Here is a 21,646-nt window from a genome sequence, read left to right on the forward strand (position 1 = left end):
CGGTCCGTACGTCCGCGCCCTCCTGGCCGGGCGTCCGGGCGCCCGCGTCTCCGTTCCGCCCGCTAGGGCCCCGCGCGCACGGGTCTCGCGCGTCTCTCCGTCCCGTACGTCCGGCCGACGCGTCTCCGGCGCCCCGGTCCTCAGCCCTTCAGGAGGCGGTCGGCGATCTCCTCGATGCGCGCGCGCAGCCCGTCCTGGCTCTGGCCGCCGTCCAGCCGCTCGCCGTCGACCACGTACGTCGGCGTGCCGGTGACCTTGATCGCCTTGCCCTCGGCCTCGTCCGCGTCCACCGTCAGCAGGTGCCGCCCGTCGATCAGCGCCGTGTCGAACTCCTCCGCGTCCAGGCCGAGTTCGGCGGCGACCTCCAGGAGCACCGGCTCGCCCCGCTCGCCCAGCTCCGCGGTCCTGGCGAGCAGCGCCTCGGCGTACGGCCAGCCGCCGCCCTGGGCGAAGGCCTCCTCGGCCGCCTGCGCCGCGGCGTAGGCGTGCTTGTGCTTGGCGAGCGGGAAGTGCCGCAGCTGCACGTCGAGCCGGTCGCCGTACTTCTCGCGCAGCGCGCGGACGTCGTCGAGCGCCCGGAGGCAGTCGGGGCACTGGAGGTCGAACCACGCCTCGACGACGACGGGGGAGGCGGGTGCGGTGGTGGAGTCGCTCATGGCAGCAGTCTCCCTCACCGGGGAGGAGCGGGTGGTCCCCGCACCGGGACCAGGGGAGGAGACCGGGTCCGGGCGACCCGGAGATCTCCCTGAGACCGGGCCCGGGACGTGGCCCCGGAGCGCCTCCCCGGTGCAGGATGGAAGGGACGTATCACCCGGGACCTGGAGGACCGCATGCTCGCCGAGACCATCTGCTCCGCGGTGTCCGCGGCCGGCCTGGGCATCGCCGCGATCACGGCCTACCGGAAGCGGTTCCTGTCCGCCGCCCGGATCGCGGCCTACTCCCTGGTGCCCATCGGCCTGGTCATGACGGGGGCCGTCGAATGGCTCGCGGACACGGCGTTCAGCCCGGTCGCCTGGGCCGGCTTCGGCGTCCTGGGCGCCGCGTGGTTGCTCTTCCTGTCCACCCGGGCCGTCGAACGGCGTCGTGGCGGACGCCGGCGGGTCGAGGGCGCGCCGGAGCCGGGGGCCGTGGCGCCCGCCGCCTCGTCGCCCTCGCGTGCCGTCACGGCGAAGCCGCGGACCGGCGCGCCCGCGGGCGAGGACTTCAGCGACATCGAGGCGATTCTGAAGAAGCACGGAATCTGACCGCTTCTGGCCGTTCCCGCTTCCGTGATCGTCCGCCGATCCACGGGAAGGGGTGAACACCCCTTCCGATGATGCGTGTTGCGCATTTCCGGGGTCCGGCGTGCGCGATCATCCCCCCGAGATGCTGGATACCTCGCGGGAGACCGTCCCCGCCGCCCCCGATGCCCCCGCCGAAGAGCCGCGCGGCTGCCTGTTCGCGCTCTCGCAACCCCCGTTGATGATCTTTCTCGGGGTGATCGGCTGTCTGCTCCTCATGGCCGCCGTGCACGATCTCTTCGTCCTGTGACGGGCCCGGCCCGGATCGGGCCCCGGTCGCCGGGGCCGTCAGCCCGCCGCCTCCTTGCGGCGCGCCCGGTAGGCGGCCACGTGCAGCCGGTTGCCGCAGGTGCGGCTGTCGCAGTAGCGGCGCGAGCGGTTGCGGGAGAGGTCGACGAAGGCCCGGCCGCAGTCCGGTGCCTCGCAGCGCCGCAGCCGCTCCTGCTCGCCCGCCACCACGATGAACGCCAGCGCCATGCCGCAGTCGGCCGCGAGGTGGTCGGCCACCGACGCGCCCGGCGCGAAGTAGTGCACGTGCCAGTCGTAGCCGTCGTGGTCGGTGAGCTGGGGCGTCGTCCCCGCGCCCGCCACCAGCTGGTTGATCAGGGGGGCCGCGATCCGGGCCTCGGGGGCGGAGAAGACCGCCGCGAACTTCTCGCGCACCTCGCGCACCGCCCGCAGGTCGGCCGCCCCGAGGTCGCCCACGTCGCTGATCTTGTGCGCGCGTACGAAGGTCCGCAGCCCCTGGATGTCCGCGAGCTCGTCGGCCCGGTCGCCCTGCGGCGCGGTGTTCATCAGATCGACGACTGTGTCGAGGGCGATCCGGGTGTCGTGGGGGATCAGCACGATTCGCTCCCTGGCCGGCCGCGGGCGGGCTCCCGCGGAATGGCGCTGACTTTAGCGCGACCGGGAAAAGGACAACGGCGCCCTCCACCGCGCCGGCTGCGCGGCGGGGAGCGCCGGTGTCGTGCCTGGATGGCTGCCCGCGCGGCGCCGTCGCCCCGAGTCGGACGGCGCCGTACGGCTCTCGGCCTGGCTCAGCTGTCCGCCAGGATGTGGGAGAGCTCCGTATCGAGATCGAAGTGCCGGTGCTCGGTGCCCGGTGGCACGGCGGCGTCGGTCCGCTTCAGGAACGACTCCAGGGCCCGCGCCGGGGCCTCGAGCAGGGCTTCTCCCTCGGGGGAGCTCAACGCGATGCAGACGACTCCCTGGCCGTGACTACGCGACGGCCAGACGCGGACGTCGCCCGTGCCGGTGGGCCTGTGCAGCCCCTCGGCGAGAAGGTCGCGGGCGAAGACCCACTCGACCGTCTCCTCGGCTCCGGTGTGGAAGGTGGCGTGCACGGCATAGGGATCGGCCGTGTCATACCGCAGGCCCGCGGGTACAGGCAGTGAGGACTCGCTCGACACAACGAGGCGCAGGTGCAGCTCGCAGCTGACCGTGGTGTTCATAAGCGCCAGGGCCTTTCGCTCAGTGTGCGCTCGGGGATTCGCACGTCGGCGAAATCGACATGCCACCTCCGGTGCCGTTGTAAACCCCTCTGTCGGTTTTGTGATCGTTCAGGTCGCTCGATCGGGGGCGTGTGACCTGCGGTAATACCTCCATTCCGGTGAGGGCTCCGCGTCCGGTAAGTTGGTGACCATGAATGCGGAGAGTGACGAGCGCACCGGGGAGTCCGCAGACGGCAAGGACGCCGAACTGGGATCCCGCGCACCGGAGTTCATCAAGTCCCGACGGGGCCTCCATCTGAGCTGGCAGGTCGGCGTCTTCATCGTGGGACTCGCCGTGGTCGGCGCCGGAGTGGTCATGCTGCCGCTGCCGGGACCCGGCTGGCTGGTCATCTTCGCCGGCATGGCGATCTGGGCGACCGAGTTCGTCTGGGCGCAGCTCGTGCTCCGCTGGACCAAGCGCAAGGTCACGGAGGCCGCGCAGCGCGCCCTCGACCCCAAGGTCCGCCGCAGGAACATCATCCTCACCACCGTCGGGCTGGTGATCATCGCCGCCCTGCTCGGCGTCTACCTGTGGAAGTTCGGCCTCGTCATGCCGTGGAAGATCGACGAGTGACCCGCGGGTGGTGCGGGAGCCCCGCTGACATGCGGTAATGTTTGCGGTGCACCGGGGCGATTAGCTCAGTGGGAGAGCACTTCGTTCACACCGAAGGGGTCACTGGTTCGAACCCAGTATCGCCCACCACCCGGTCCGAAGGCCCGAGACGGAACACCGTCTCGGGCCTTCGGCGTGACGGCCCCCCGCCGTCCCGCCCGTCACCGCATCCGCGCGACCCGGTCCCGGAGCCTGCGGGCGTCCCGCAGCCGCTGCTCGTACGTGGCGCCCACCGCGAGCAGCAGGAGCCCGGCGAGGGCCGGGGGCAGCCAGCGCGGCAGCGCGCCCACCGCCTGTACCACGTAGGGCGCGAGCTCGTGCAGCCCGTCCAGGGCCAGCACCGAGCCGCCCAGGACCAGGAGCGCCTGGAGCCGGAACCGCGCCCCGAGCAGCGTCACGGCCAGCGCCGCGAGCCCCAGGGCCAGCGGGCGCGGCCACTCCGGGTCCGTCCAAGCCGCGACGAGGCTCGGCAGCAGGGTCGCGGCGAGACCCGGGCCGTACGCCGTCCAGGACGAGGCCTCCGGGTCCCGGCGCCGCCGCAGGAACCCGACGACGAGGGCGGGCACGGTCACCGGCAGGGTGTAGGCCTCCGGGGTCGTCACCTCCCACGCCGCGAGCCGCACCCAGGCGGCCAGCAGGAAGAGCACCGCGGCCGTCCACGAGGCGAACCGCCGCCGCTCGGGACGCACCGCCGTCGCCGCCGCGACCACCCCGCCCAGGGCGAGGGTCAGCGCCAGGAACGCGGGCCGGGGCGCGGCGAGCGCGAAGGCCGGGAGCGCCGCGACCGCACCGGTGATCTCGACCGGCAGGGCCACCGGGCGGGCCTTGGCGCCGACCGCGGCCGTGGCCGCCGTGACCCCCAGCAGGGCGAGCGCCGTCCAGTGGTCCTCGAATCCGCCGGCGGCGGCCGAGGCCACCACCAGCCCGGTCGCGGTGAGCACCGCGGCACAGGCGGCGACCACCCGGCGCGCGCCCGTGCCGAACGCGGCCGCGCCCCCGAGCAGGACCAGCAGCACGCCGAGCGTCGCGAACGTGGCTCCGCGCACGTCCAGGGAGAGCGCGACCGCGCTCACGGCGGACCCGAGCCCGAGGGCGTACGCGATCCGGCCCAGGGTGGTCCCGGCCTCCGCGCCGGAGGCCCGCGGACGGGGCCGGGAGGGCGCCCAGGCGGCCCAGGGGGTGCCGGGCGCGGCCGCCGGGTCATCCGGGGCGGCTTCGGGTCGGCCCGCACCCGCCGCCCCGGCCTCCGGTGCGGCTTCGGGGCGGCGCAGGCCGCGCGTCAGCGGTCCCGGGCGGACCGCGCCGGCCAGCGCCGCCGCGGTCGTCAGGAGCTGGAGGGCGAGCGTCGCCGCGTACGGCAGCCCGAGGGCGACCGGGAGCGCGGTCAGGAGCGCCCAGGCCAGGGCCAGGGCACCGCAGCGGGCCCACAGCCGGGGGACCGCCGCGAGCACGGCCGCCGCGACCGCCAGGACCAGGGCGGCCGTCCCCGGGAACGAGGCGAGCGGCCGTCCCGCGTGCTCGCCGGACCACACCCCGGTCGTCCGGGCCATCGGCCCCAGCAGCCCGGCCGCCACCGGCGGCAGCGCCCACACGACACCCAGCGCCGCGGCGCCGGCACCCGCGCAGGCGAGCCCCAGCCGGACGCCGTCCGGCAGCGCGCGCCGGCCCCGGGCCTCCGGCGGGGCCTCCCGGCGGCCGGTGAGCCACACCGACGCGACGGCCAGGCCGCACAGCACATACACCGGGACCGTCCAGTCCGAGGACACCGCCGAGCGCAGCAGACCGCCCGCGGCCGTGACCACCGCCAGGCCCGCGACCACCGCGCCCGCCACCGCCGGGGCGGACGTGCGCCACGCCGTGTACAGGGCGATCGCCGCGGCCGCCAGCAGCAGCGGCGCACCGCTCCAGGGGGAGACGAGGGAGAGCCAGCCGCCCGTCAGGAGGGCCCAGCCGCCCAGGGCCGCGGCACCGACCGCCGCCGTGATCCGCACCGGGGCCGGGCGGGTCCACAGGATCACCGCGCCGTCCGCCGCCGCCGTCGCGAGAGCCGCCCACGCGAAGGCCGTCGGTCCGCCGCCGGCCGCCAGCACGCCGAGCGGCAGCGGCAGCTGCCCCGCGACCACCGCCGCCGGCAGCGGGATCCGCAGCCGGGACAGCGCCGAGCCGTACGCCGTCCACCCGCCCGCGAGGACCGCGGCGGCCACCGCCGTGTACCCGAGTCCGTCCGCCCCCGGCAGGGCCACCCGGTGCAGCGCGTACGCGTCGAGCACCATCAGGACCAGGCCCAGCGCCGCCACCGACTCGGCCGTCGACACCAGCCCCCGGCGCAGCAGCGCCACCGGCGCCGCCAGCGCCGCCGAGGTCACCAGGAACAGGACGGCGGCCCGGCCCCCGATCCCCATCGATCCCCAGCTCACCAGCGTGAACGCGATCGCCGCGATCGTCAGCAGGGTGCCGCCGAGCGTCAGCAGCACGTTCTGCGCGCTCCGCGGCGTCGAGTCCGCCACCGGCGGGCGCGGACCGGGCGCCGCGGGCGCGGCCGGCGCGTACAGCGCCCGGACGAGCCAGGCCCGTCGGGTCAGCAACTGGGACCGACGTGCGTCGAGTCGGGCCAGCTCACGGTCGACGAGCACCAGCTCGTCAGCGGGCGGCAGGGAGTTGTCCATGACCGGAGTGTGGCCCCGGCCGCAACCGCCCGGAATGCGTCCGGGTACTCATCTTTCCGGTCCCCGTGGCCTGAGTACGTCCACACTGGGTGCATGGACTGGTGCCACTACCGCTTCCGCAGCGTCTGGCGCCTCGCCGCGCCGCCCCACGCCGTCTACGCCGTCCTGGAGCGGGCCGACGAGTACCCCCGGTGGTGGCCCCAGGTCCGCGAGGTCGTCCCCGTCGACGACACCACCGGCACCGCCCGCTTCCGCTCCCTGCTCCCGTACGACATCGTCGTCACCGCCCGCGCCCTGCGCCGCGACCCCGGGGCCCGGGTCCTGGAGATCGGGCTCGGCGGCGACCTGGAGGGCTGGGCCCGCTGGACCCTCGCCCCGGACGGGACCGGGACCCGCGTCCTCTACGAGCAGGAGGTCGAGGTCCGGGCCCGCCTGCTGCGCGCCCTCGCCGTCCCCGGCCGTCCCCTGTTCCGCGCCAACCACGCCCTCATGATGCGGGGCGGGCGCCGGGGGATCGCCGCCCGGCTGCGACCGGTTTGAACGAAGGGCTCCGGGGCCTGTATGGTTCAACCCGTTCCCGGGCGATTAGCTCAGCGGGAGAGCACTTCGTTCACACCGAAGGGGTCACTGGTTCGATCCCAGTATCGCCCACCGGGTAGAGGCCGGTCCGTCGAAAGACGGGCCGGCCTCTGTCATGTGCCGGGAATCCGGGCCCGGTTCAGGCCGCCGTGCCGAGCTCCGGCCGCAGCGGCCACGACGTGTCCACCGTCTCCGGAGTGCCCTGCCGGGTGAACCAGGCCTGGAGACCCCGCGCCTGGGCCGCGTGCCACACCGCCTGCAGCGTGTGCAGCTCGGCCGGTGTCAGCCGTTCCAGCCGCGACGAGAAGCGCCGCGCCACCGCCCGTACGACGTCGAGCGCCGCCGTCGCGTCCGCCGCCGCGTCGTGCGCCCCCGTCAGCTCCACCTCGTAGTGGGCGCACAGGTCCGTGAGCGTCCGGCGGCCCTTGCGATACCGGTCCAGGTGCTTGTCCAGCACCCGCGGGTCCAGGACGCACAGCGGGTTCCCCCCGAGGTAGTCGCCGAGCGTGGAGGCCCGGTGCCTGCGCAGCTCGCGGTCGAGGATCGTCAGGTCGAACGGCGCGTTCATCACCACCAGCGGACGCCCCGCCGCGCTCTGCTCCGCCAGCGCCCGCGCCAGCTCCTCCATCACCGGCGACGGCCACCGGCCGTACCGCTGGAGGTGATCGTCCGTCAGCCCGTGCACGGCGGTGGCCCCCGCGGGCACCGGTATGCCCGGATTGACCAGCCAGCGCGTCACCCGCGGACGCGCCCCCACCGTGTCCTGGACGACCAGGGCGGCGGACACGATCCGGTCGCCCTCGACGTCGACTCCGGTGGTCTCCGTGTCGAAAGCGGCCAGGGGCCCTTCGTACCAGTGCATCGTCATCCCTGAACTCCTCGCACACGTGCGGCAGATGGCCAACCCCCTGCCCCGAAACGGTGATACCCGGACTGTTTGCGCCGTACGCGGACCGGTCACAACACAAGGGACGGGGAAGGAAGAACACATGGCGCTCGCCCAGCCCGAGTCGGGAGGGCTGCCGCCCCAGCGGCTGGCACCGACGCGCGGCTCACTCGCCACCACCGCCTGCATGGAGACCCTCCAGGTGGGATACCTGCACGCCGTCGCCGCCGCGGCCGGCTGCTCGCTGTCCCAGCCCTTTCCGGACAACGGCATCGACTGGCACGTGAGCCACGGCTCGCCCGCCCACACGGTCGACGACGAGGTGACCATCAAGGTGCAGCTCAAGTGCACCTACCAGATCCCGCCGGGCCCGCCCGGGAAGACCTTCTCGTTCACCCTCGACAACGACCACCTGGTGAAGCTCGCCAGGACCCCGGTGTCCGTCCACAAGATCCTCGTCGTGATGCTCGTACCGAGGTCGCAGGACGACTGGCTGAGGGCGAGTCACGACCGGCTCGACCTGCGGCACTGCTGCTACTGGATCAACCTGGCCGGACACCCGGTCACCGGACGGCGCCGGACCACCGTGCGCGTGCCGACGACGCGGATCTTCGACGACCGGGCGCTCTGCGAGATCATGACCCGGGTCGGCGGGGGAGGGAGACCTTGATGCACCGGCCGATCGACGAACCGACGTTCGGGGACGAGGGGAACGGGGCCGGACACGGCCCCGTCTCCGTTCCCCCGCCCTACCGCCCCCACCCGGCGCCCGGGGACCTCCCCGGGCCCTGGACCGGGGTCCCCGGTCCGCCCGCCGGACCCTGGGCCGACAGCCAGGGCGCACCCGACCCCGGCAGGGTCGACCCGCGGGTCCTCGGCGCCCTGCTCGCCCGCCACGGCTGGCGGCGGCGGGGCGGCGCGGCCGGCCGGTACAGCCGCTGGACCCCGCCCGGCAGCACCGGCACCAGCCTCCTCGTCCCGGAGAGCCGGGCCTTCCCCGACTGCGAGGACCTGCTCGGCGAGGCGCTCACCGCCCTCGCCCGCAGCGGCACGCCCTCCGCCCGGGAGGTCCTCACCGGCCTCGCCGTGCCCAGCGACGAGATCCGCTGGTGGCGCGACGTCCCCCCGGGCCCGGCGGGCGTCGTCCCCTGGACCGTGCAGGAGCAGCTCCGGTCCGCCGCCCGCCAGCTCCTCCTCGCCGGGGCCCTGGCCGTGCGCGGCCGGGCCGGCTACTACGGGGCCCGGCACCGGCGCCCCGCCCAGGCCTCCCTGGAGACCGTCGTCGTCGGCGCGGCCCCCGGCGGGCGCGGCCTCACCGCGTTCCTGCCCGTCGCACCCGGCCGCCCCATCGCCGTGCGGCTCTACCACGCCCTCCACGCGGCCCGCGAGGCCACCGACTACCAGCGGGCCACCGGCGGGATGGAGGCCTTCGACGCCGCCGTCGAGGCGGGCGTCAGCCGTGAGCTCACCGAGGCGCTCGTGGCCCTGGTGCGGGGCACCGAGGGAGCCAGGATCGCCCTGGAGTGGGCCCCCTCCGCCGGGGCCCCCGAGGGGTGCGCCGCCCGGCCCGCACCCGTCGAGTTCTCGCCCGGCGACCTGCCCGCGCTGCGCGAGGCGAGCGCCCGCTACCTGACCGACGAGCCCTCCGTGCCGGTCCGGCTGACCGGCACCGTCGTCCGCATGCGCCGCTCCGGACCGCGCGGGGAGGGGACCGTACGGCTCCGGGTCCTCGGCGGGGCGGAGGTCCCGCACGTCCGGGTCGGCCTGGACGAGGAGGCGTACCGCACCGCAGGGCACGCCCATCTCGCCGGGCTCCCGATCCGGGTGGTGGGCCGGCTGGAGAGCCGGGGCGGCTTCCGCCGGCTCACGGACGCGTCCGGGGTCGTCCCCGTCCAGGTCGACGAGACCGAGCGGGACCGGCTGCTGAAGTCGCTCCGGGGGACCGCCGAGGACGCGGACTTCCTCGACGAGGACGGCGGTCCGGACGGGGAGTGAGCCGCCGGGCGTGGTCCGGCGGCCGGGAAACCGTTTCGCGGGCCGCCCGGACCCCTCGGTAGGATCGGCCGTGCGCGGCACCTCGTACCTGTCGTGCACCGCCGGCGCAGGCACCTCGTGTCTGCTTGCGCCCCTATGTACGGAGTACCCGTGTCTGAAGTCCGTGTGACCGTCCAGTCCGCCTCGGAAGCAGAGGAGAGGGCGGTGAGCGCGGGCACCACCGCCGGCGCGCTGTTCGCCGACGACCGCACCGTCATCGCCGCCCGCGTGGCCGGCGAGCTGAAGGACCTGTCGTACGAGCTCGCCGACGGCGATGTCGTCGAGGGCGTCGAGATCTCCTCCCCGGACGGTCTCGACATCCTGCGCCACTCGACCGCACACGTCATGGCCCAGGCCGTGCAGGAGCTCTTCCCCGAGGCCAAGCTGGGCATCGGCCCGCCGGTCCGGGACGGCTTCTACTACGACTTCGACGTCGAGAAGCCCTTCACCCCCGAGGACCTCAAGGTCATCGAGAAGAAGATGCAGGAGATCCAGAAGCGCGGCCAGCGCTTCGCCCGCCGCGTGGTGACCGACGAGGACGCCCGCGCCGAGCTGGCCGACGAGCCGTACAAGCTGGAGCTCATCGGCATCAAGGGCTCCGCGTCGACCGACGACGGCGCCAGCGTCGAGGTGGGCGGCGGCGAGCTGACCATCTACGACAACATCGACGCCAAGACCGGCGACCTGTGCTGGAAGGACCTCTGCCGCGGTCCGCACCTGCCCACCACCCGGAACATCCCGGCGTTCAAGCTGATGCGCAACGCCGCCGCCTACTGGCGCGGCAGCGAGAAGAACCCGATGCTCCAGCGCATCTACGGGACCGCCTGGCCGTCGAAGGACGAGCTGAAGGCCCACCTCGACTTCCTCGCCGAGGCCGAGAAGCGCGACCACCGCAAGCTCGGCAACGAGCTCGACCTCTTCTCCGTCCCGGACGAGATCGGCTCCGGCCTCGCCGTCTTCCACCCCAAGGGCGGCATCATCCGCCGGGTCATGGAGGACTACTCGCGCAAGCGCCACGAGGAGGAGGGCTACGAGTTCGTCTACTCGCCGCACGCCACCAAGGGCAAGCTGTTCGAGAAGTCGGGCCACCTCGACTGGTACGCCGAGGGCATGTACCCCCCCATGCAGCTCGACGAGGGCGTGGACTACTACCTCAAGCCCATGAACTGCCCGATGCACAACCTGATCTTCGACGCGCGCGGCCGTTCGTACCGTGAACTCCCGCTGCGGCTCTTCGAGTTCGGCACCGTGTACCGGTACGAGAAGTCCGGCGTCGTGCACGGTCTGACCCGCGCCCGCGGCTTCACCCAGGACGACGCGCACATCTACTGCACCAAGGAGCAGATGGCGGAGGAGCTCGACAAGACCCTCACCTTCGTCCTCAACCTGCTCCGCGACTACGGTCTGACCGACTTCTACCTGGAGCTCTCCACCAAGGACCCGGAGAAGTTCGTCGGCTCGGACGAGGTCTGGGAGGAGGCCACCGCGGTCCTCCAGCAGGTCGCCGAGAAGCAGGGCCTCCCGCTGACCCCCGACCCGGGCGGCGCCGCGTTCTACGGCCCGAAGATCTCCGTCCAGGCGCGGGACGCCATCGGGCGCACCTGGCAGATGTCGACCGTGCAGCTCGACTTCAACCTGCCGGAGCGCTTCGACCTGGAGTACACCGCCCCGGACGGCACCAAGCAGCGCCCGGTCATGATCCACCGCGCGCTGTTCGGCTCGATCGAGCGCTTCTTCGCCGTGCTCCTGGAGCACTACGCGGGCGCGATGCCGCCGTGGCTGGCCCCCGTCCAGGCGACCGGCATCCCGATCGGCGACGCGCACGTCGACTACCTGCACGAGTTCGCCGCCAAGGCGAAGAAGCAGGGGCTGCGGGTGGACGTCGACTCGTCCTCGGACCGGATGCAGAAGAAGATCCGCAACGCGCAGAAGCAGAAGGTCCCGTTCATGATCATCGCGGGCGACGAGGACATGGCCGCAGGCGCCGTCTCCTTCCGCTACCGCGACGGTTCGCAGGAGAACGGCATCCCCGTCGACGAGGCCATCGCCAAGATCGCCAAGATCGTCGAGGACCGCGTCCAGGTCTGATCGAGCGGCACCCCCGCGCCCCCGGGTCCGACGGACCCGGGGGCGCGGCTCAGGAGGCCCCCGGGAATCCCCCCGGGGGCCTCCCGCCGTCCTTCTCGTCGTCCCGGGTGAACGACTGGATCAGCCAGGACGAGAACGAACCCGTCACCGCGCCGAGCAGCGCGAGCCCGCAGGCCATCAGCCCCACCGCGGTCACCCGGCCCATCCGCGTCACCGGGACGACGTCCCCGTACCCGACGGTCGCGAGCGTGGCGCAGGTCCACCAGACCGAGTCGCCGAAGGTGACGATCGAGGCCCCGGGGGCGCCGGCCTCGTAGTGGTAGACGGTGAGCGCGCCGGCGAAGCCGAGCAGGGCCACGGTGAGACCGGCGTAGACCATCACGCGCGCGTAGAGGGTGAGGCGCGGCTGGTCCCGGCGGCGCTGCACCTGGTCGTACGTGCTCACCATCCGCACCGGCCGCAGAAGCGGCAGGAGCAGGACGACCGTGTCCAGGAGGTGGGTGCGCAGGAAGCGGAAGGGGCCGAGACCGCTGAGGCGCAGGCGCACCAGGTAGTCCGCGACGAAGACGCCCCAGGAGACGAAGGTGACGGTGAGGCAGACGTCGAGCCACTCCTGCGGAAGGTGGTCGTGGGCGAGGATGCGCACCGCGTAGCTCGCCAGGTAGAGGAGGGAGGCCACCGCGAGCGGCAGCTCCATGAGACGGTCCCAGCGTTCCTGACGCGGTGGTTTCGGGGGCCTGTCGCTCATCGCCTCAGCATGGCCGCTGCACGGATCTTCCGCCCCGGCGACACGTTCCGAACGGGCGACGCAATATGCTGCACAGCATGACGACTGAGCCGGAGCAGCAGATCGGAGTGGGGACGCGGGACGCGTTCCAGCGCCTCTGGACGCCTCATCGAATGGCGTACATCCAGGGCGAGAACAAGCCGACCGGGCCGGGTGCCGAGGACGGCTGTCCGTTCTGCTCGATTCCGTCGAAGTCGGACGAGGACGGTCTGGTGATCGCCCGGGGCCGGAGCGTGTACGCGGTCCTCAACCTGTACCCGTACAACGGCGGTCACCTCATGGTCGTCCCCTACCGCCATGTCGCCGACTACACGGACCTGGACGCGGCGGAGACGGCGGAGCTCGCCGACCTCACCAAGCGCGCGATGGTCGCGCTGCGGGCGGCCTCCGGCGCCCACGGCTTCAACATCGGCATGAACCAGGGCGCCGTCGCGGGCGCCGGGATCGCCGCCCACCTGCACCAGCACGTGGTGCCCCGCTGGGGCGGCGACACCAACTTCATGCCGGTCGTCGGGCACACCAAGGTGCTGCCGCAGCTCCTCGCGGACACCCGGAAGATGCTGGCCGACGCCTGGCCCGCCGCCGTCTGACCCGTACGCGAAGGGCCCGGGCCGCCGTCGTGGCCCGGGCCCTTCGCCGTCCGCGCCCCCGGCCGCCCGGGGTCCTCGCGCGCGGCCCCGTCACGTGTCGTAGACGTCGGCCTTCTTGGGGCCCGGCTCCTGGATGCCGCCGCTGAGGACCAGCGAGCGGTTGGTGAAGCGCTCCGTGTCCACGTTGTGCTCGTCGAGGAACTTCAGGGTCGCGGAGTGCACCGCGCGCAGCACCGGCGTCGCCATCCGTATGGCGTCGTCGGCCATGAAGCGGTTCTTCCAGAGCGGCCCGGCCCACACGTGCCGCAGGCCGAAGGGCTCGGGCAGCACCATCTTGCCGCCGAGGAACTCCAGCACCGGCGGGTACCAGGTGAGCGGGGCGCGCACCGCCAGCCGGACGACGTCGTCGGTGGTGAGCAGCGGCTGCTGGATCGACTTCGTCTCCCAGAACCGGACGGTCTTCGAGACCTCCCGGGTCTTGGCCGCGGGCTTCGTGCCGAAGAGGCCGTGCACCGGGCCCAGCGCGTGGCCGGTGACCTCGATCCGGAGCGTGTGGTGGAGCGAGGTCACCGTGACCATCATGGTCAGGACCAGGTTCCCGTCCCAGAGCGTGAACTGGACTCCCAGGTAGTGCCGGTTGCCCGCGCCGAACTGCTGGTCGTTGCAGATGCGCTGTATCTCGTGCGGCTTGACCTGGAAGTGGACGATGTTGTCGCCCTCGGGGCGGGTGACGGAGTCGGCGCCCTCGCCGACCGCGGAGACGATCCAGTGCTTGACCGTCGGCTTCGGGAAGCCGGTCTTGAGGGAGCCGCGCTCGAGCAGGGCGAGCTGGTCGTGGATCTTGCGGATGACGTCCCAGGCGCGGAAGTCGTGGATCTCCCGGCCGGCCACCGGCACGAGCTCCTCCGCGAGGGTCCAGCTGCCCCAGCGGGTGCCGAGACCGAGGATGCCCTTGGGCCCGGCGTAGAACGCGATGTTGGACTGCTGCTCGGCGGAGAGCTTCTCCAGGTTCAGCCGCAGCTCCTCCGCCGACTTCTCGCCCGGGTCCTGCGGGACGGACTTGGGGATCTGCGGTCCTGCGCCGCCGCCGCTGAGCAGCCCCGCCCAGCGCTCCCGCAGGTCCACGGCGGAGCGGTCGCAGACCCGGCGGGCCAGGAACCAGCCGATGACCGGGGCCACGATCATGGCGCGCAGGTAGTTCGGCAGGATCCCGTCGAGGGGCAGCTTGAGGAGCACGAGCGCGGCGAAGATGCCCGCCGCCCACAGCAGCACCGTGCCGACGACGCTCGTGCGCCTGTTGTCGGAGCCGGCCGCCAGCCGGCGCAGCTGGATGATGCCGAGCCACAGCAGCAGGCCGGGCAGGAAGAGGACGCCGCAGACGAAGGTGATCAGGGTCAGCTTGGTGTCCCGCTGGCGGCGGATGTGGGTGGCCGCGAGGCAGTGCTCGACGACCGGCTGCGGCTCGGCGCCGAACGACTGGATGAGCGCGGCGCGACCGCCGCCGAGCATGCGGACCTGGACCGCCCGGGAGAAGGCCTCGCCCAGGTCGGGGCGGAAGAGCTTCTCCCACTTCCCGCCCTTGAGGGTCGTCTTGTAGAGCTCGTTGTCCGCTTCCTGAATCGTCTTCAGTTCGCTGTCCCGGTACGCGGCGGACGCGAGCGCGTTCGTCGCCCCCGTGCCCCCGCCCGTGCCCGTGAGGGGGACCTGCGCCCCGGGTCCGAAGCCATCGATCGACACTGCCGCCCCCATCGCCGCGGTTCCTAGTGCGGGCTGTTCCCAACTGCCGCGCCCCGCACACCTTCTGAGCTGGGCACCACAGAGTAACCGGGGACCGTCGTGTGCGTCACCGCCTGTGGACAGCGAGGCCGAATGACGCACGCGCGGGCGTCCGCCCGGGCCGGGCCGGCCGGACGCCCGTCGCCGGCAGCGCCCCGGCGCAGTGCTCCCTCAGCCCTGCGCCCGGACCTTCTCCGCCAGGTGCGGCGGCATCGGCTCGTGCCGGGCGTACGCGCGGTCGAAGCGGCCCGTGCCGTGCGACACGGACCGCAGGTCGATCGCGTACCGTCCGATCTCGATCTCCGGCACCTCGGCCCGCACCACCGTCCGGCCGGACCCGGCCTGGTCCGTGCCCACGACCCGGCCCCGCCGGCCCGACAGGTCGCTCATCACCGGACCGACGTACTCGTCGGGCACCGTCACCCGCACCTCGGCGACCGGTTCCAGGAGGTGCACGGGGACGTCGGCCGCGGCCTCGCGGAGCGCGAGCGCGCCGGCCGTCTGGAAGGCGGCGTCCGAGGAGTCCACCGAGTGCGCCTTGCCGTCCCTGAGGGTGACCCGGACGTCGACGAGCGGGTACCCGGCCGCGACGCCGCGCGCGGCCTGGGCGCGAACGCCCTTCTCGACGGAGGAGATGAACGGGCGGGGCACCGCGCCGCCGACCACCTTGTCGACGAACTCGACGCCGCTGCCCGGCGGGAGCGGCTCCACCTCGATCTCGCAGACGGCGTACTGGCCGTGGCCGCCGGACTGCTTCACGTGCCGGCCCCGGCCCGCCGCCGCGCCGCCGAAGGTCTCGCGCAGCGCCACCTTGTACGGCACGGCGTCGACCTGGACCCCGTACCGGCCGCGGAGGCGTTCGAGGACGACGTCCTGGTGGGCCTCGCCCAGGCACCACAGGACCATCTGACGGGTGTCCGGGTTCTGTTCGAGCCGCAGGGCGGGATCCTCGGCGACCAGCCGGGCGAGGCCCTGCGAGAGCCGGTCCTCGTCGGCCTTCCCGTGGGCCTGCACGGCCAGCGGGAGCAGCGGCTCCGGCATGCTCCAGGGCTCGATCAGGAGGGGGTCGTCCTTGGCCGAGATCGTGTCGCCGGTCTCGGCCCGGCCCAGCCGGGCCACACAGGCGAGGTCCCCGGCGACGCAGTGCGCCATGGGCCGCTGCTGCTTGCCGAAGGGCGAGGTGAGGCCGCCGACCCGCTCGTCCGCCTCGTGCAGGTCCCGGTCCGCGTGCGCCCGGTCGGCCAGGCCGTGCCCCGACACGTGGACGGTCTCGTCGGGGCGCAGGGTGCCGGAGAAGACGCGGACCAGGGACACCCGGCCCACATAGGGGTCCGAGGAGGTCTTGACGACCTCGGCGACGAGCGGGCCCTCCGGGTCGCAGGCCAGGGGCGGACGGGGCTGCCCGTCGGGGGTGGTCACCATGGGCGGCTCGTGCTCGAGAGGCGAGGGGAAGCCGCCCGTGATCAGCTCCAGGATTTCGAGCGTGCCCAGCCCCTGCGACCCGCCGGCAGCCGCCGGGGCGGCCGCGAGCACCGGATGGAAGGCCCCGCGGGCCACCGCCTTCTCCAGGTCGCCGACGAGCGTCTGCACGTCGACCGACTCACCGCCGAGATAGCGGTCCATGAGGGTCTCGTCCTCGCTCTCGGCGATGATCCCCTCGATCAGCCGGGCGCGGGCCTCCGCGATCAGCGGCCGCTGCTCCTCGTCGGGAGGGCGTTCCGTCCGCACACCCGTCGAGTAGTCGAGGATCCGCTCCGAGAGCAGGCCGACCAGACCGGTGGCGGGCGCGTGCCCGTCGGCGCCCTCGGCCCCGCGCACCGGGAGGTAGAGGGGCAGGACGGCGTCCGGGTCGTCGTGGCCGAACAGCGAGGCGCAGACCCCGGTCAGCTCGCCGAAGTCGGTGCGGGCGGTGTCGAGGTGGGTGACGACGATGGCCCGCGGCATGCCGACGGCGGCGCACTCCTCCCAGACCATCCGGGTGGACGCGGCGACGGCGTCGGCCTCCTGGGCGGCCGAGACGACGAAGAGGGCCGCGTCCGCCGCGCGCAGACCGGCCCTCAGCTCCCCGACGAAGTCGGCGTACCCGGGGGTGTCGATGAGGTTGATCTTGTACCCGTCCCAGCCGACCGGAACGAGGGAGAGCTGCACCGAGCGGTGCTGGCGGTGCTCGATCTCGTCGTAGTCGGAGACGGTGCCGCCGTCCTCGACGCGGCCCGCCCGGTTGAGCGCCCCGGCGGTCTGGGCCAGCGCCTCGACCAGGGTCGTCTTGCCGGATCCGCTGTGGCCGACCAGCACCACGTTCCGTACGGCCGCGGGCCGGTCGGCCGTCAGAGCCCTTCCGGCGGCTCCGGCGGCCGTGTTCGCCTTCTCACCCATGATGTGTTCCTCCCGGCTGCTCGCACGGTGGGGTGGTACGGCGGGTGCCACGGGGGGAGTGGTCTCTCGCGGTACGGCTCCGGCCGGGGGCCCGCGGTGGTCCTTCGAGCTTTGCACCGACGCGGGGAGGCGTCCATACGTCGTACACGGGGAGGGCCCTCGCGGGGGACGCGGGCGCCGCGGGGCGGGTGCCACCCGTGCGCCGGGGCGCGCGTGGCTACGATGGGTGAGCCGGTGGTCGTAGGGGCCGCGGCCCACCGAACACCGGGAAGGCCATGCTGAACAAGTACGCGCGTGCATTCTTTACGCGTGTCCTCACACCGTTCGCCGCGTTTCTGCTCCGCAGGGGCGTCAGCCCCGACGCGGTCACGCTCATCGGCACGGCGGGGGTGATGGCCGGCGCACTGGTGTTCTTCCCCCGCGGGGAGTTCTTCTGGGGGACCATCGTCATCACCCTCTTCGTCTTCTCCGACCTCGTCGACGGCAACATGGCCCGGCAGGCGGGGATCTCCAGCCGCTGGGGAGCCTTCCTCGACTCGACCCTCGACCGGGTCGCCGACGGCGCCATCTTCGGCGGCTTCGCGCTCTGGTACGCGGGCAAGGGCGACGACAACGTGCTGTGCGCCGTGGCGATCTTCTGCCTGGCGAGCGGTCAGGTCGTCTCGTACACGAAGGCCCGGGGCGAGTCGATCGGGCTGCCCGTCGCCGTCAACGGCCTGATCGAGCGCGCCGAGCGCCTGGTGATCTCGCTGGTCGCGGCCGGCCTGGCCGGACTGCACGCCTTCGGCGTCCCCGGGGTGCAGGTGCTCCTGCCGATCGCCCTGTGGATCGTGGCCGTCGGCAGCGCCGTCACCCTGGGCCAGCGTGTGGTGACCGTACGGCGGGAATCGGCCGAGGCGGACGCCGCCGCGGCCGGCGGGAGCGGGGCGGCGACGTGAGCACGGTGAAGGACGGGGCGCCGCAGGGCGGCACCCCCGAGGGCGGCGGATCCCCCGCGGCCGGCCGGCCCGCCGGCGGCGTCCCGGAGGGCGGCGCGTCGGGCGGCGGCACGTTCAGGGAGCGGCTGAGCGACGGGCTGTACGGCGCCGGCTGGGCGACGGTCAAGAAGCTGCCCGAGCCGGTGGCCGCCGGGCTCGGCCGCAGGATCGCCGACCTCACGTGGAAGCGGCGCGGCAAGAGCGTCCTGCGCCTGGAGTCCAACCTCGCGCGCGTGGTGCCGGACGCCACCCCCGAGCGGCTCGCCGAGCTGTCGAAGGCCGGCATGCGCTCGTACATGCGGTACTGGATGGAGTCCTTCCGGCTGCCCACCTGGAGCAGGGAGCGCGTCGAGCGCGGGATAGACATCGAGGGCGTCCACCACCTCCAGGAGGGCCTCGCCGCCGGACGCGGCGTCGTCCTCGCCCTGCCGCACCTGGCGAACTGGGACCTCGCGGGCGTGTGGGTGACCCGCTCCCTCGGCGTGCCGTTCACCACCGTCGCCGAGCGGCTCAGGCCGGAGACGCTCTACGACCGCTTCGTGGCCTACCGCGAGTCCCTCGGCATGGAGGTCCTCCCGCACACCGGGGGCTCCGCCTTCGGCACGCTCGCGCGTCGCCTGCGCGCCGGCGGCCTGGTCTGCCTGGTCGCCGACCGCGACCTGTCGGCCTCCGGCACGGAGGTGACCTTCTTCGGCGACACCGCCAGGATGCCCGCGGGACCGGCCATCCTCGCCCAGCAGACGGGCGCGCTGCTGCTCCCCGTGACGCTCTGGTACGGCGACGCGTCCGTCATGCGGGGGCGCATCCACGCGCCGATCGCCGTGCCCGGGTCGGGCACGCGCGCGGAGAAGACCTCCGTGATGACCCAGGAGCTGGCCGACGCCTTCGCCTCCGGCATCGCGGAACACCCGGAGGACTGGCACATGCTGCAACGACTGTGGCTCGCGGACCTGGAGGAACGCCCCGGGACCGGCGGGGACGCCGGGGCCGCGGGCGCCGATCGGGACGGGGAGCGGGGCGCGTGAAGATCGGGATCGTCTGCCCGTACTCGTGGGACGTGCCGGGCGGCGTCCAGTTCCACATCCGCGACCTCGCCGAGCACCTGATCAGGCTCGGCCACGAGGTCTCGGTCCTCGCGCCCGCCGACGACGAGACGCCGCTGCCGCCGTACGTGGTGTCGGCGGGCCGGGCCGTCCCGGTGCCGTACAACGGCTCGGTGGCGCGGCTGAACTTCGGCTTCCTCTCCGCCGCGCGGGTCCGCCGCTGGCTGCACGACGGCACCTTCGACGTCGTCCACATCCACGAGCCGACCTCGCCGTCGCTCGGGCTGCTGACCTGCTGGGCCGCGCAGGGTCCGATCGTGGCGACCTTCCACACCTCGAACCCCCGCTCGCGGGCGATGATCGCCGCGTACCCGATCCTCCAGCCGGCGCTGGAGAAGATCAGCGCGCGCATCGCGGTGAGCGAGTACGCGCGGCGGACCCTCGTCGAGCACCTGGGCGGCGACGCCGTCGTCATCCCCAACGGGGTCGACGTCGACTTCTTCGCGCGCGCCGAGCCGAAGAAGGAGTGGCAGGGCGAGACGCTCGGCTTCATCGGGCGCATCGACGAGCCCAGGAAGGGCCTGCCGGTCCTCATGCGGGCGCTGCCCAGGATCCTCACCGAGCGGCCGGGGGCGCGGCTCCTGGTCGCCGGGCGAGGGGACGAAGAGGAGGCGGTCGCCTCGCTGCCGCGCGAGATGCGGTCCCGGGTGGAGTTCCTGGGCATGGTCAGCGACGAGGACAAGGCGCGGCTGCTCCGCAGCGTCGACGTCTACGTGGCGCCCAACACCGGCGGCGAGAGCTTCGGCATCATCCTCGTCGAGGCGCTCTCGGCCGGCGCGCCCGTCCTCGCCTCCGACCTGGACGCCTTCGCGCAGGTCCTGGACCAGGGCGCGGCGGGGGAGCTCTTCGCCAACGAGGACGCCGACGCGCTCGCGGACGCGGCGATCCGGCTCCTCGGCGACGAGGAGCGCCGCGCGGCGCTGAGCCTGCGGGGATCGGCGCACGTGCGGCGCTTCGACTGGTCGACGGTCGGCGCGGACATCCTGGCGGTCTACGAGACGGTGACGGACGGGGCGGCGGCGGTCGACACCGACGAACGCGTGGGCCTCCGCGCCCGGCTGGGCCTGTAGCTGCGCCTGTCGGCCGCTGGGCGTGTAGGCCGCGGCGCCCGTCGGCGCCCCGCGCAGCCCGGTCCTGCGGGCCCGGGTCCCTTCGTCGCGTGCCGCTGCGTCGGCTGGGAGCCCTCGTTGCGGCCATGTGTTCCGCCGGGGCGATGCCCGCCGCCCACCCCGTTGAGGGCACCTGTTCCGCCGGGGCGGTGCCCACCCCACCCACCCCCGTTGTGGGCATTCGTTCCGCTTGGGGGTCCCCCCTGGACGAAGTCCTTGGGGGAGGAACGGGTGGGCACAACGGAACGGCGCCCGTTGCCGGGCCTAGGCTTCCGCGCCCTGACCCGCACCCCGTGCCCGCCGCACAACTGGTGCGGGTCCAGGCACAAGGGGCGGAGGCGCCGCCAGAGCGCGCCGTCCCGTGTGCCCACCCGTCCCGCCCTGCGGGACGATTGCCCACACGGGCGGTGGGCACAGGTCGCACGGCGGGCGGCGCGCGCAAGCCTGCGCGGCGTATGCCCGCGCGGGCGGCGCAGGCAGCTGGCGTGGGCCGAGGGCGCAGCGCACATACGGGCAGCGGGGACGTCCGCCGGGCAGCGGGGACGTCCGCGCAGCCCGCACGCAGGCACGCCCGCGCGGCCCGCGCCCGCAGTGCCGGTTCCGCGTGCTCGTGGTTGCCGCCACCACGCCCGGGCAGGCTCCGCGCATGATCCTCGTCGACACGCTCGATCTCGGGCACTTCACCCGCCCCGCCGCCGAGTGGGGCGGCCCCCACCCCCGCGGGGAGCCCGTGCTCGGCTATCTCGTGCGGCACCGCCGCGGCGCGCTCCTCTTCGACACCGGCATGGGCACCGGTTCCGCCGAGACCGATGCCCACTACCGGCCCGTCCGCAAGCCGCTCGCCGTCGGTCCCGGGGACGTGGACACCGTCGTGAACTGCCATCTGCACTTCGATCACATCGGCGGCAACCAGCGCTTCCCCGACACCCCCGTCCTCGTCCAGCGCACCGAGCTCGCCCTGGCCCGCGCCGGCGGGCACACCATCGACTCGCTGCTGCCCGGCGTCCGCTACCGGGAGCTCGACGGCGAGCACGAGATCGCGCCGGGTGTGCTGATCGTGCCCACCCCCGGCCACACCGCGGGGCACCAGTCGCTGTTCCTCGACCACGGCGACCGCGTCACGGTCCTCGCGGGACAGGCGTACGACTTCGCGCACGAGTTCGGCGTCCCCCGCCGCCCGTGGCTCGACCGGCTCGCCGAGCTCGGCGCGGGCCGCCCCGCACGCGTCCTGTTCGCCCACGACCACGCCCTGTGGGAAGGGGTGCTGCCGCCGCCCCGGTAGCCTTTCGGCC

At 73.8% G+C, this 21,646-nt stretch carries 20 protein-coding genes and 2 tRNA genes; 14 read left to right on the forward strand and 8 right to left on the reverse strand.

Annotated features, from left to right (window positions below; all coding sequences use genetic code 11):
- Positions 1-140: 140 nt before the first annotated feature.
- On the reverse strand, positions 141-656 hold the full coding sequence (locus tag ACY0MR_RS29475) for a DsbA family protein (protein WP_388806491.1): 516 nt from the start codon (positions 654-656) through the stop codon (positions 141-143).
- Positions 657-830: 174 nt separating this feature from the next.
- Between ACY0MR_RS29475 and ACY0MR_RS29480 the strand changes: the two genes are divergently transcribed.
- Both ACY0MR_RS29480 and ACY0MR_RS29485 read left to right on the forward strand, forming a co-directional pair.
- On the forward strand, positions 831-1,244 hold the full coding sequence (locus ACY0MR_RS29480) for a hypothetical protein (RefSeq protein WP_361846515.1): 414 nt from the start codon (positions 831-833) through the stop codon (positions 1,242-1,244).
- A gap of 121 nt (positions 1,245-1,365) precedes the next feature.
- Positions 1,366-1,530, forward strand: a complete 165-nt coding sequence (locus tag ACY0MR_RS29485; RefSeq protein WP_167346850.1) for a hypothetical protein — start codon at positions 1,366-1,368, stop codon at positions 1,528-1,530.
- Positions 1,531-1,568: 38 nt separating this feature from the next.
- Here the strand turns inward: ACY0MR_RS29485 and ACY0MR_RS29490 are convergent, their stop codons facing one another.
- The gene (locus ACY0MR_RS29490; protein ID WP_361846513.1) at positions 1,569-2,126 is read right to left on the reverse strand and encodes a CGNR zinc finger domain-containing protein; all 558 of its coding nucleotides are present in this window, start codon (positions 2,124-2,126) and stop codon (positions 1,569-1,571) included.
- Positions 2,127-2,317: 191 nt separating this feature from the next.
- A complete protein-coding gene (locus ACY0MR_RS29495; RefSeq protein ID WP_015032345.1) occupies positions 2,318-2,731 on the reverse strand; it encodes an SsgA family sporulation/cell division regulator in 414 nt (137 codons plus the stop codon).
- 190 nt (positions 2,732-2,921) lie between these two features.
- Between ACY0MR_RS29495 and ACY0MR_RS29500 the strand changes: the two genes are divergently transcribed.
- Positions 2,922-3,344: a TIGR02611 family protein gene (locus tag ACY0MR_RS29500; RefSeq protein ID WP_388806487.1), complete on the forward strand. Its 423-nt coding sequence runs from the start codon at positions 2,922-2,924 to the stop codon at positions 3,342-3,344.
- Between the two features lie 54 nt (positions 3,345-3,398).
- A tRNA-Val gene (locus ACY0MR_RS29505) sits at positions 3,399-3,473 on the forward strand.
- Positions 3,474-3,544: 71 nt separating this feature from the next.
- Here the strand turns inward: ACY0MR_RS29505 and ACY0MR_RS29510 are convergent.
- The gene (locus ACY0MR_RS29510) at positions 3,545-6,049 is read right to left on the reverse strand and encodes an SCO7613 C-terminal domain-containing membrane protein (RefSeq protein WP_473556296.1); all 2,505 of its coding nucleotides are present in this window, start codon (positions 6,047-6,049) and stop codon (positions 3,545-3,547) included.
- A 93-nt stretch (positions 6,050-6,142) separates the two neighbouring features.
- On the opposite strand from ACY0MR_RS29510, the gene ACY0MR_RS29515 reads away from it, so the two are divergent.
- A complete protein-coding gene (locus tag ACY0MR_RS29515) occupies positions 6,143-6,589 on the forward strand; it encodes an SRPBCC family protein (RefSeq protein WP_392865431.1) in 447 nt (148 codons plus the stop codon).
- A gap of 39 nt (positions 6,590-6,628) precedes the next feature.
- A tRNA-Val gene (locus ACY0MR_RS29520) sits at positions 6,629-6,700 on the forward strand.
- A gap of 67 nt (positions 6,701-6,767) precedes the next feature.
- On the opposite strand, the gene ACY0MR_RS29525 is transcribed toward ACY0MR_RS29520, so the two are convergent.
- Entirely contained in the window at positions 6,768-7,496 is a 729-nt protein-coding gene (locus ACY0MR_RS29525) for a 3'-5' exonuclease (protein WP_361846506.1), read from the reverse strand.
- 121 nt (positions 7,497-7,617) lie between these two features.
- Between ACY0MR_RS29525 and ACY0MR_RS29530 the strand changes: the two genes are divergently transcribed.
- The 3 genes from ACY0MR_RS29530 to thrS all read left to right on the forward strand — a co-directional run bounded on the left by ACY0MR_RS29530 (position 7,618) and on the right by thrS (position 11,636).
- Positions 7,618-8,184, forward strand: coding sequence for a DUF4365 domain-containing protein (locus ACY0MR_RS29530; protein ID WP_473556299.1), 567 nt, complete (start codon positions 7,618-7,620; stop codon positions 8,182-8,184).
- On the forward strand, positions 8,184-9,509 hold the full coding sequence (locus tag ACY0MR_RS29535) for a hypothetical protein (protein WP_361846504.1): 1,326 nt from the start codon (positions 8,184-8,186) through the stop codon (positions 9,507-9,509). The genes ACY0MR_RS29530 and ACY0MR_RS29535 overlap by 1 nt, the downstream gene beginning before the upstream one ends.
- Positions 9,510-9,659: 150 nt before the next feature.
- Complete coding sequence (gene thrS, locus ACY0MR_RS29540; protein WP_392046967.1) at positions 9,660-11,636, forward strand: threonine--tRNA ligase; 1,977 nt, start codon at positions 9,660-9,662, stop codon at positions 11,634-11,636.
- Positions 11,637-11,685: 49 nt separating this feature from the next.
- On the opposite strand, the gene ACY0MR_RS29545 is transcribed toward thrS, so the two are convergent.
- Positions 11,686-12,384, reverse strand: coding sequence for a potassium channel family protein (locus ACY0MR_RS29545; RefSeq protein ID WP_473556303.1), 699 nt, complete (start codon positions 12,382-12,384; stop codon positions 11,686-11,688).
- Between the two features lie 65 nt (positions 12,385-12,449).
- Between ACY0MR_RS29545 and ACY0MR_RS29550 the strand changes: the two genes are divergently transcribed.
- Positions 12,450-13,013: an HIT family protein gene (locus ACY0MR_RS29550; RefSeq protein ID WP_361846498.1), complete on the forward strand. Its 564-nt coding sequence runs from the start codon at positions 12,450-12,452 to the stop codon at positions 13,011-13,013.
- 90 nt (positions 13,014-13,103) lie between these two features.
- On the opposite strand, the gene ACY0MR_RS29555 is transcribed toward ACY0MR_RS29550, so the two are convergent.
- Together ACY0MR_RS29555 and ACY0MR_RS29560 are read right to left on the reverse strand one after the other, a co-directional pair.
- Positions 13,104-14,762, reverse strand: coding sequence for a hypothetical protein (locus ACY0MR_RS29555; protein WP_473556306.1), 1,659 nt, complete (start codon positions 14,760-14,762; stop codon positions 13,104-13,106).
- A gap of 198 nt (positions 14,763-14,960) precedes the next feature.
- Positions 14,961-17,165: an elongation factor G-like protein EF-G2 gene (locus ACY0MR_RS29560; RefSeq protein ID WP_473556308.1), complete on the reverse strand. Its 2,205-nt coding sequence runs from the start codon at positions 17,163-17,165 to the stop codon at positions 14,961-14,963.
- Positions 17,166-17,440: 275 nt separating this feature from the next.
- On the opposite strand from ACY0MR_RS29560, the gene pgsA reads away from it, so the two are divergent.
- The 4 genes from pgsA to ACY0MR_RS29580 all read left to right on the forward strand — a co-directional run bounded on the left by pgsA (position 17,441) and on the right by ACY0MR_RS29580 (position 21,636).
- Positions 17,441-18,103 (forward strand): phosphatidylinositol phosphate synthase, encoded by a 663-nt coding sequence (pgsA, locus tag ACY0MR_RS29565; RefSeq protein WP_361846492.1) that lies wholly within the window; start codon positions 17,441-17,443, stop codon positions 18,101-18,103.
- Positions 18,104-18,228: 125 nt separating this feature from the next.
- Positions 18,229-19,167 carry a phosphatidylinositol mannoside acyltransferase gene (locus ACY0MR_RS29570; RefSeq protein ID WP_473561918.1) on the forward strand — a complete coding sequence of 313 codons (939 nt, stop codon included), beginning with the start codon at positions 18,229-18,231 and terminating at the stop codon, positions 19,165-19,167.
- Positions 19,164-20,315 carry a glycosyltransferase family 4 protein gene (locus tag ACY0MR_RS29575; RefSeq protein WP_361846490.1) on the forward strand — a complete coding sequence of 384 codons (1,152 nt, stop codon included), beginning with the start codon at positions 19,164-19,166 and terminating at the stop codon, positions 20,313-20,315. Before ACY0MR_RS29570 ends, ACY0MR_RS29575 begins: the two co-directional genes overlap by 4 nt.
- A gap of 685 nt (positions 20,316-21,000) precedes the next feature.
- Positions 21,001-21,636: an MBL fold metallo-hydrolase gene (locus ACY0MR_RS29580; protein WP_473556311.1), complete on the forward strand. Its 636-nt coding sequence runs from the start codon at positions 21,001-21,003 to the stop codon at positions 21,634-21,636.
- Positions 21,637-21,646: the final 10 nt, after the last annotated feature.

It is taken from the genome of Streptomyces sp. JN8 (genome assembly GCF_055808075.1).

Coding starts and splice junctions, on each gene's coding strand:
- ACY0MR_RS29480 (WP_361846515.1), top strand. CDS start 831: ATGCTCGCCGAGACCATCTGCTCCGCGGTGTCCGCGGCCGGCCTGGGC.
- ACY0MR_RS29580 (WP_473556311.1), top strand. CDS start 21,001: ATGATCCTCGTCGACACGCTCGATCTCGGGCACTTCACCCGCCCCGCC.
- ACY0MR_RS29475 (WP_388806491.1), bottom strand. CDS start 656: ATGAGCGACTCCACCACCGCACCCGCCTCCCCCGTCGTCGTCGAGGCG.
- ACY0MR_RS29560 (WP_473556308.1), bottom strand. CDS start 17,165: ATGGGTGAGAAGGCGAACACGGCCGCCGGAGCCGCCGGAAGGGCTCTG.
- ACY0MR_RS29500 (WP_388806487.1), top strand. CDS start 2,922: ATGAATGCGGAGAGTGACGAGCGCACCGGGGAGTCCGCAGACGGCAAG.
- ACY0MR_RS29515 (WP_392865431.1), top strand. CDS start 6,143: ATGGACTGGTGCCACTACCGCTTCCGCAGCGTCTGGCGCCTCGCCGCG.
- ACY0MR_RS29530 (WP_473556299.1), top strand. CDS start 7,618: ATGGCGCTCGCCCAGCCCGAGTCGGGAGGGCTGCCGCCCCAGCGGCTG.
- ACY0MR_RS29545 (WP_473556303.1), bottom strand. CDS start 12,384: ATGAGCGACAGGCCCCCGAAACCACCGCGTCAGGAACGCTGGGACCGT.
- ACY0MR_RS29495 (WP_015032345.1), bottom strand. CDS start 2,731: ATGAACACCACGGTCAGCTGCGAGCTGCACCTGCGCCTCGTTGTGTCG.
- ACY0MR_RS29510 (WP_473556296.1), bottom strand. CDS start 6,049: ATGGACAACTCCCTGCCGCCCGCTGACGAGCTGGTGCTCGTCGACCGT.
- ACY0MR_RS29485 (WP_167346850.1), top strand. CDS start 1,366: ATGCTGGATACCTCGCGGGAGACCGTCCCCGCCGCCCCCGATGCCCCC.
- ACY0MR_RS29550 (WP_361846498.1), top strand. CDS start 12,450: ATGCTGCACAGCATGACGACTGAGCCGGAGCAGCAGATCGGAGTGGGG.
- ACY0MR_RS29535 (WP_361846504.1), top strand. CDS start 8,184: ATGCACCGGCCGATCGACGAACCGACGTTCGGGGACGAGGGGAACGGG.
- pgsA (WP_361846492.1), top strand. CDS start 17,441: ATGCTGAACAAGTACGCGCGTGCATTCTTTACGCGTGTCCTCACACCG.
- ACY0MR_RS29555 (WP_473556306.1), bottom strand. CDS start 14,762: ATGGGGGCGGCAGTGTCGATCGATGGCTTCGGACCCGGGGCGCAGGTC.
- ACY0MR_RS29525 (WP_361846506.1), bottom strand. CDS start 7,496: ATGACGATGCACTGGTACGAAGGGCCCCTGGCCGCTTTCGACACGGAG.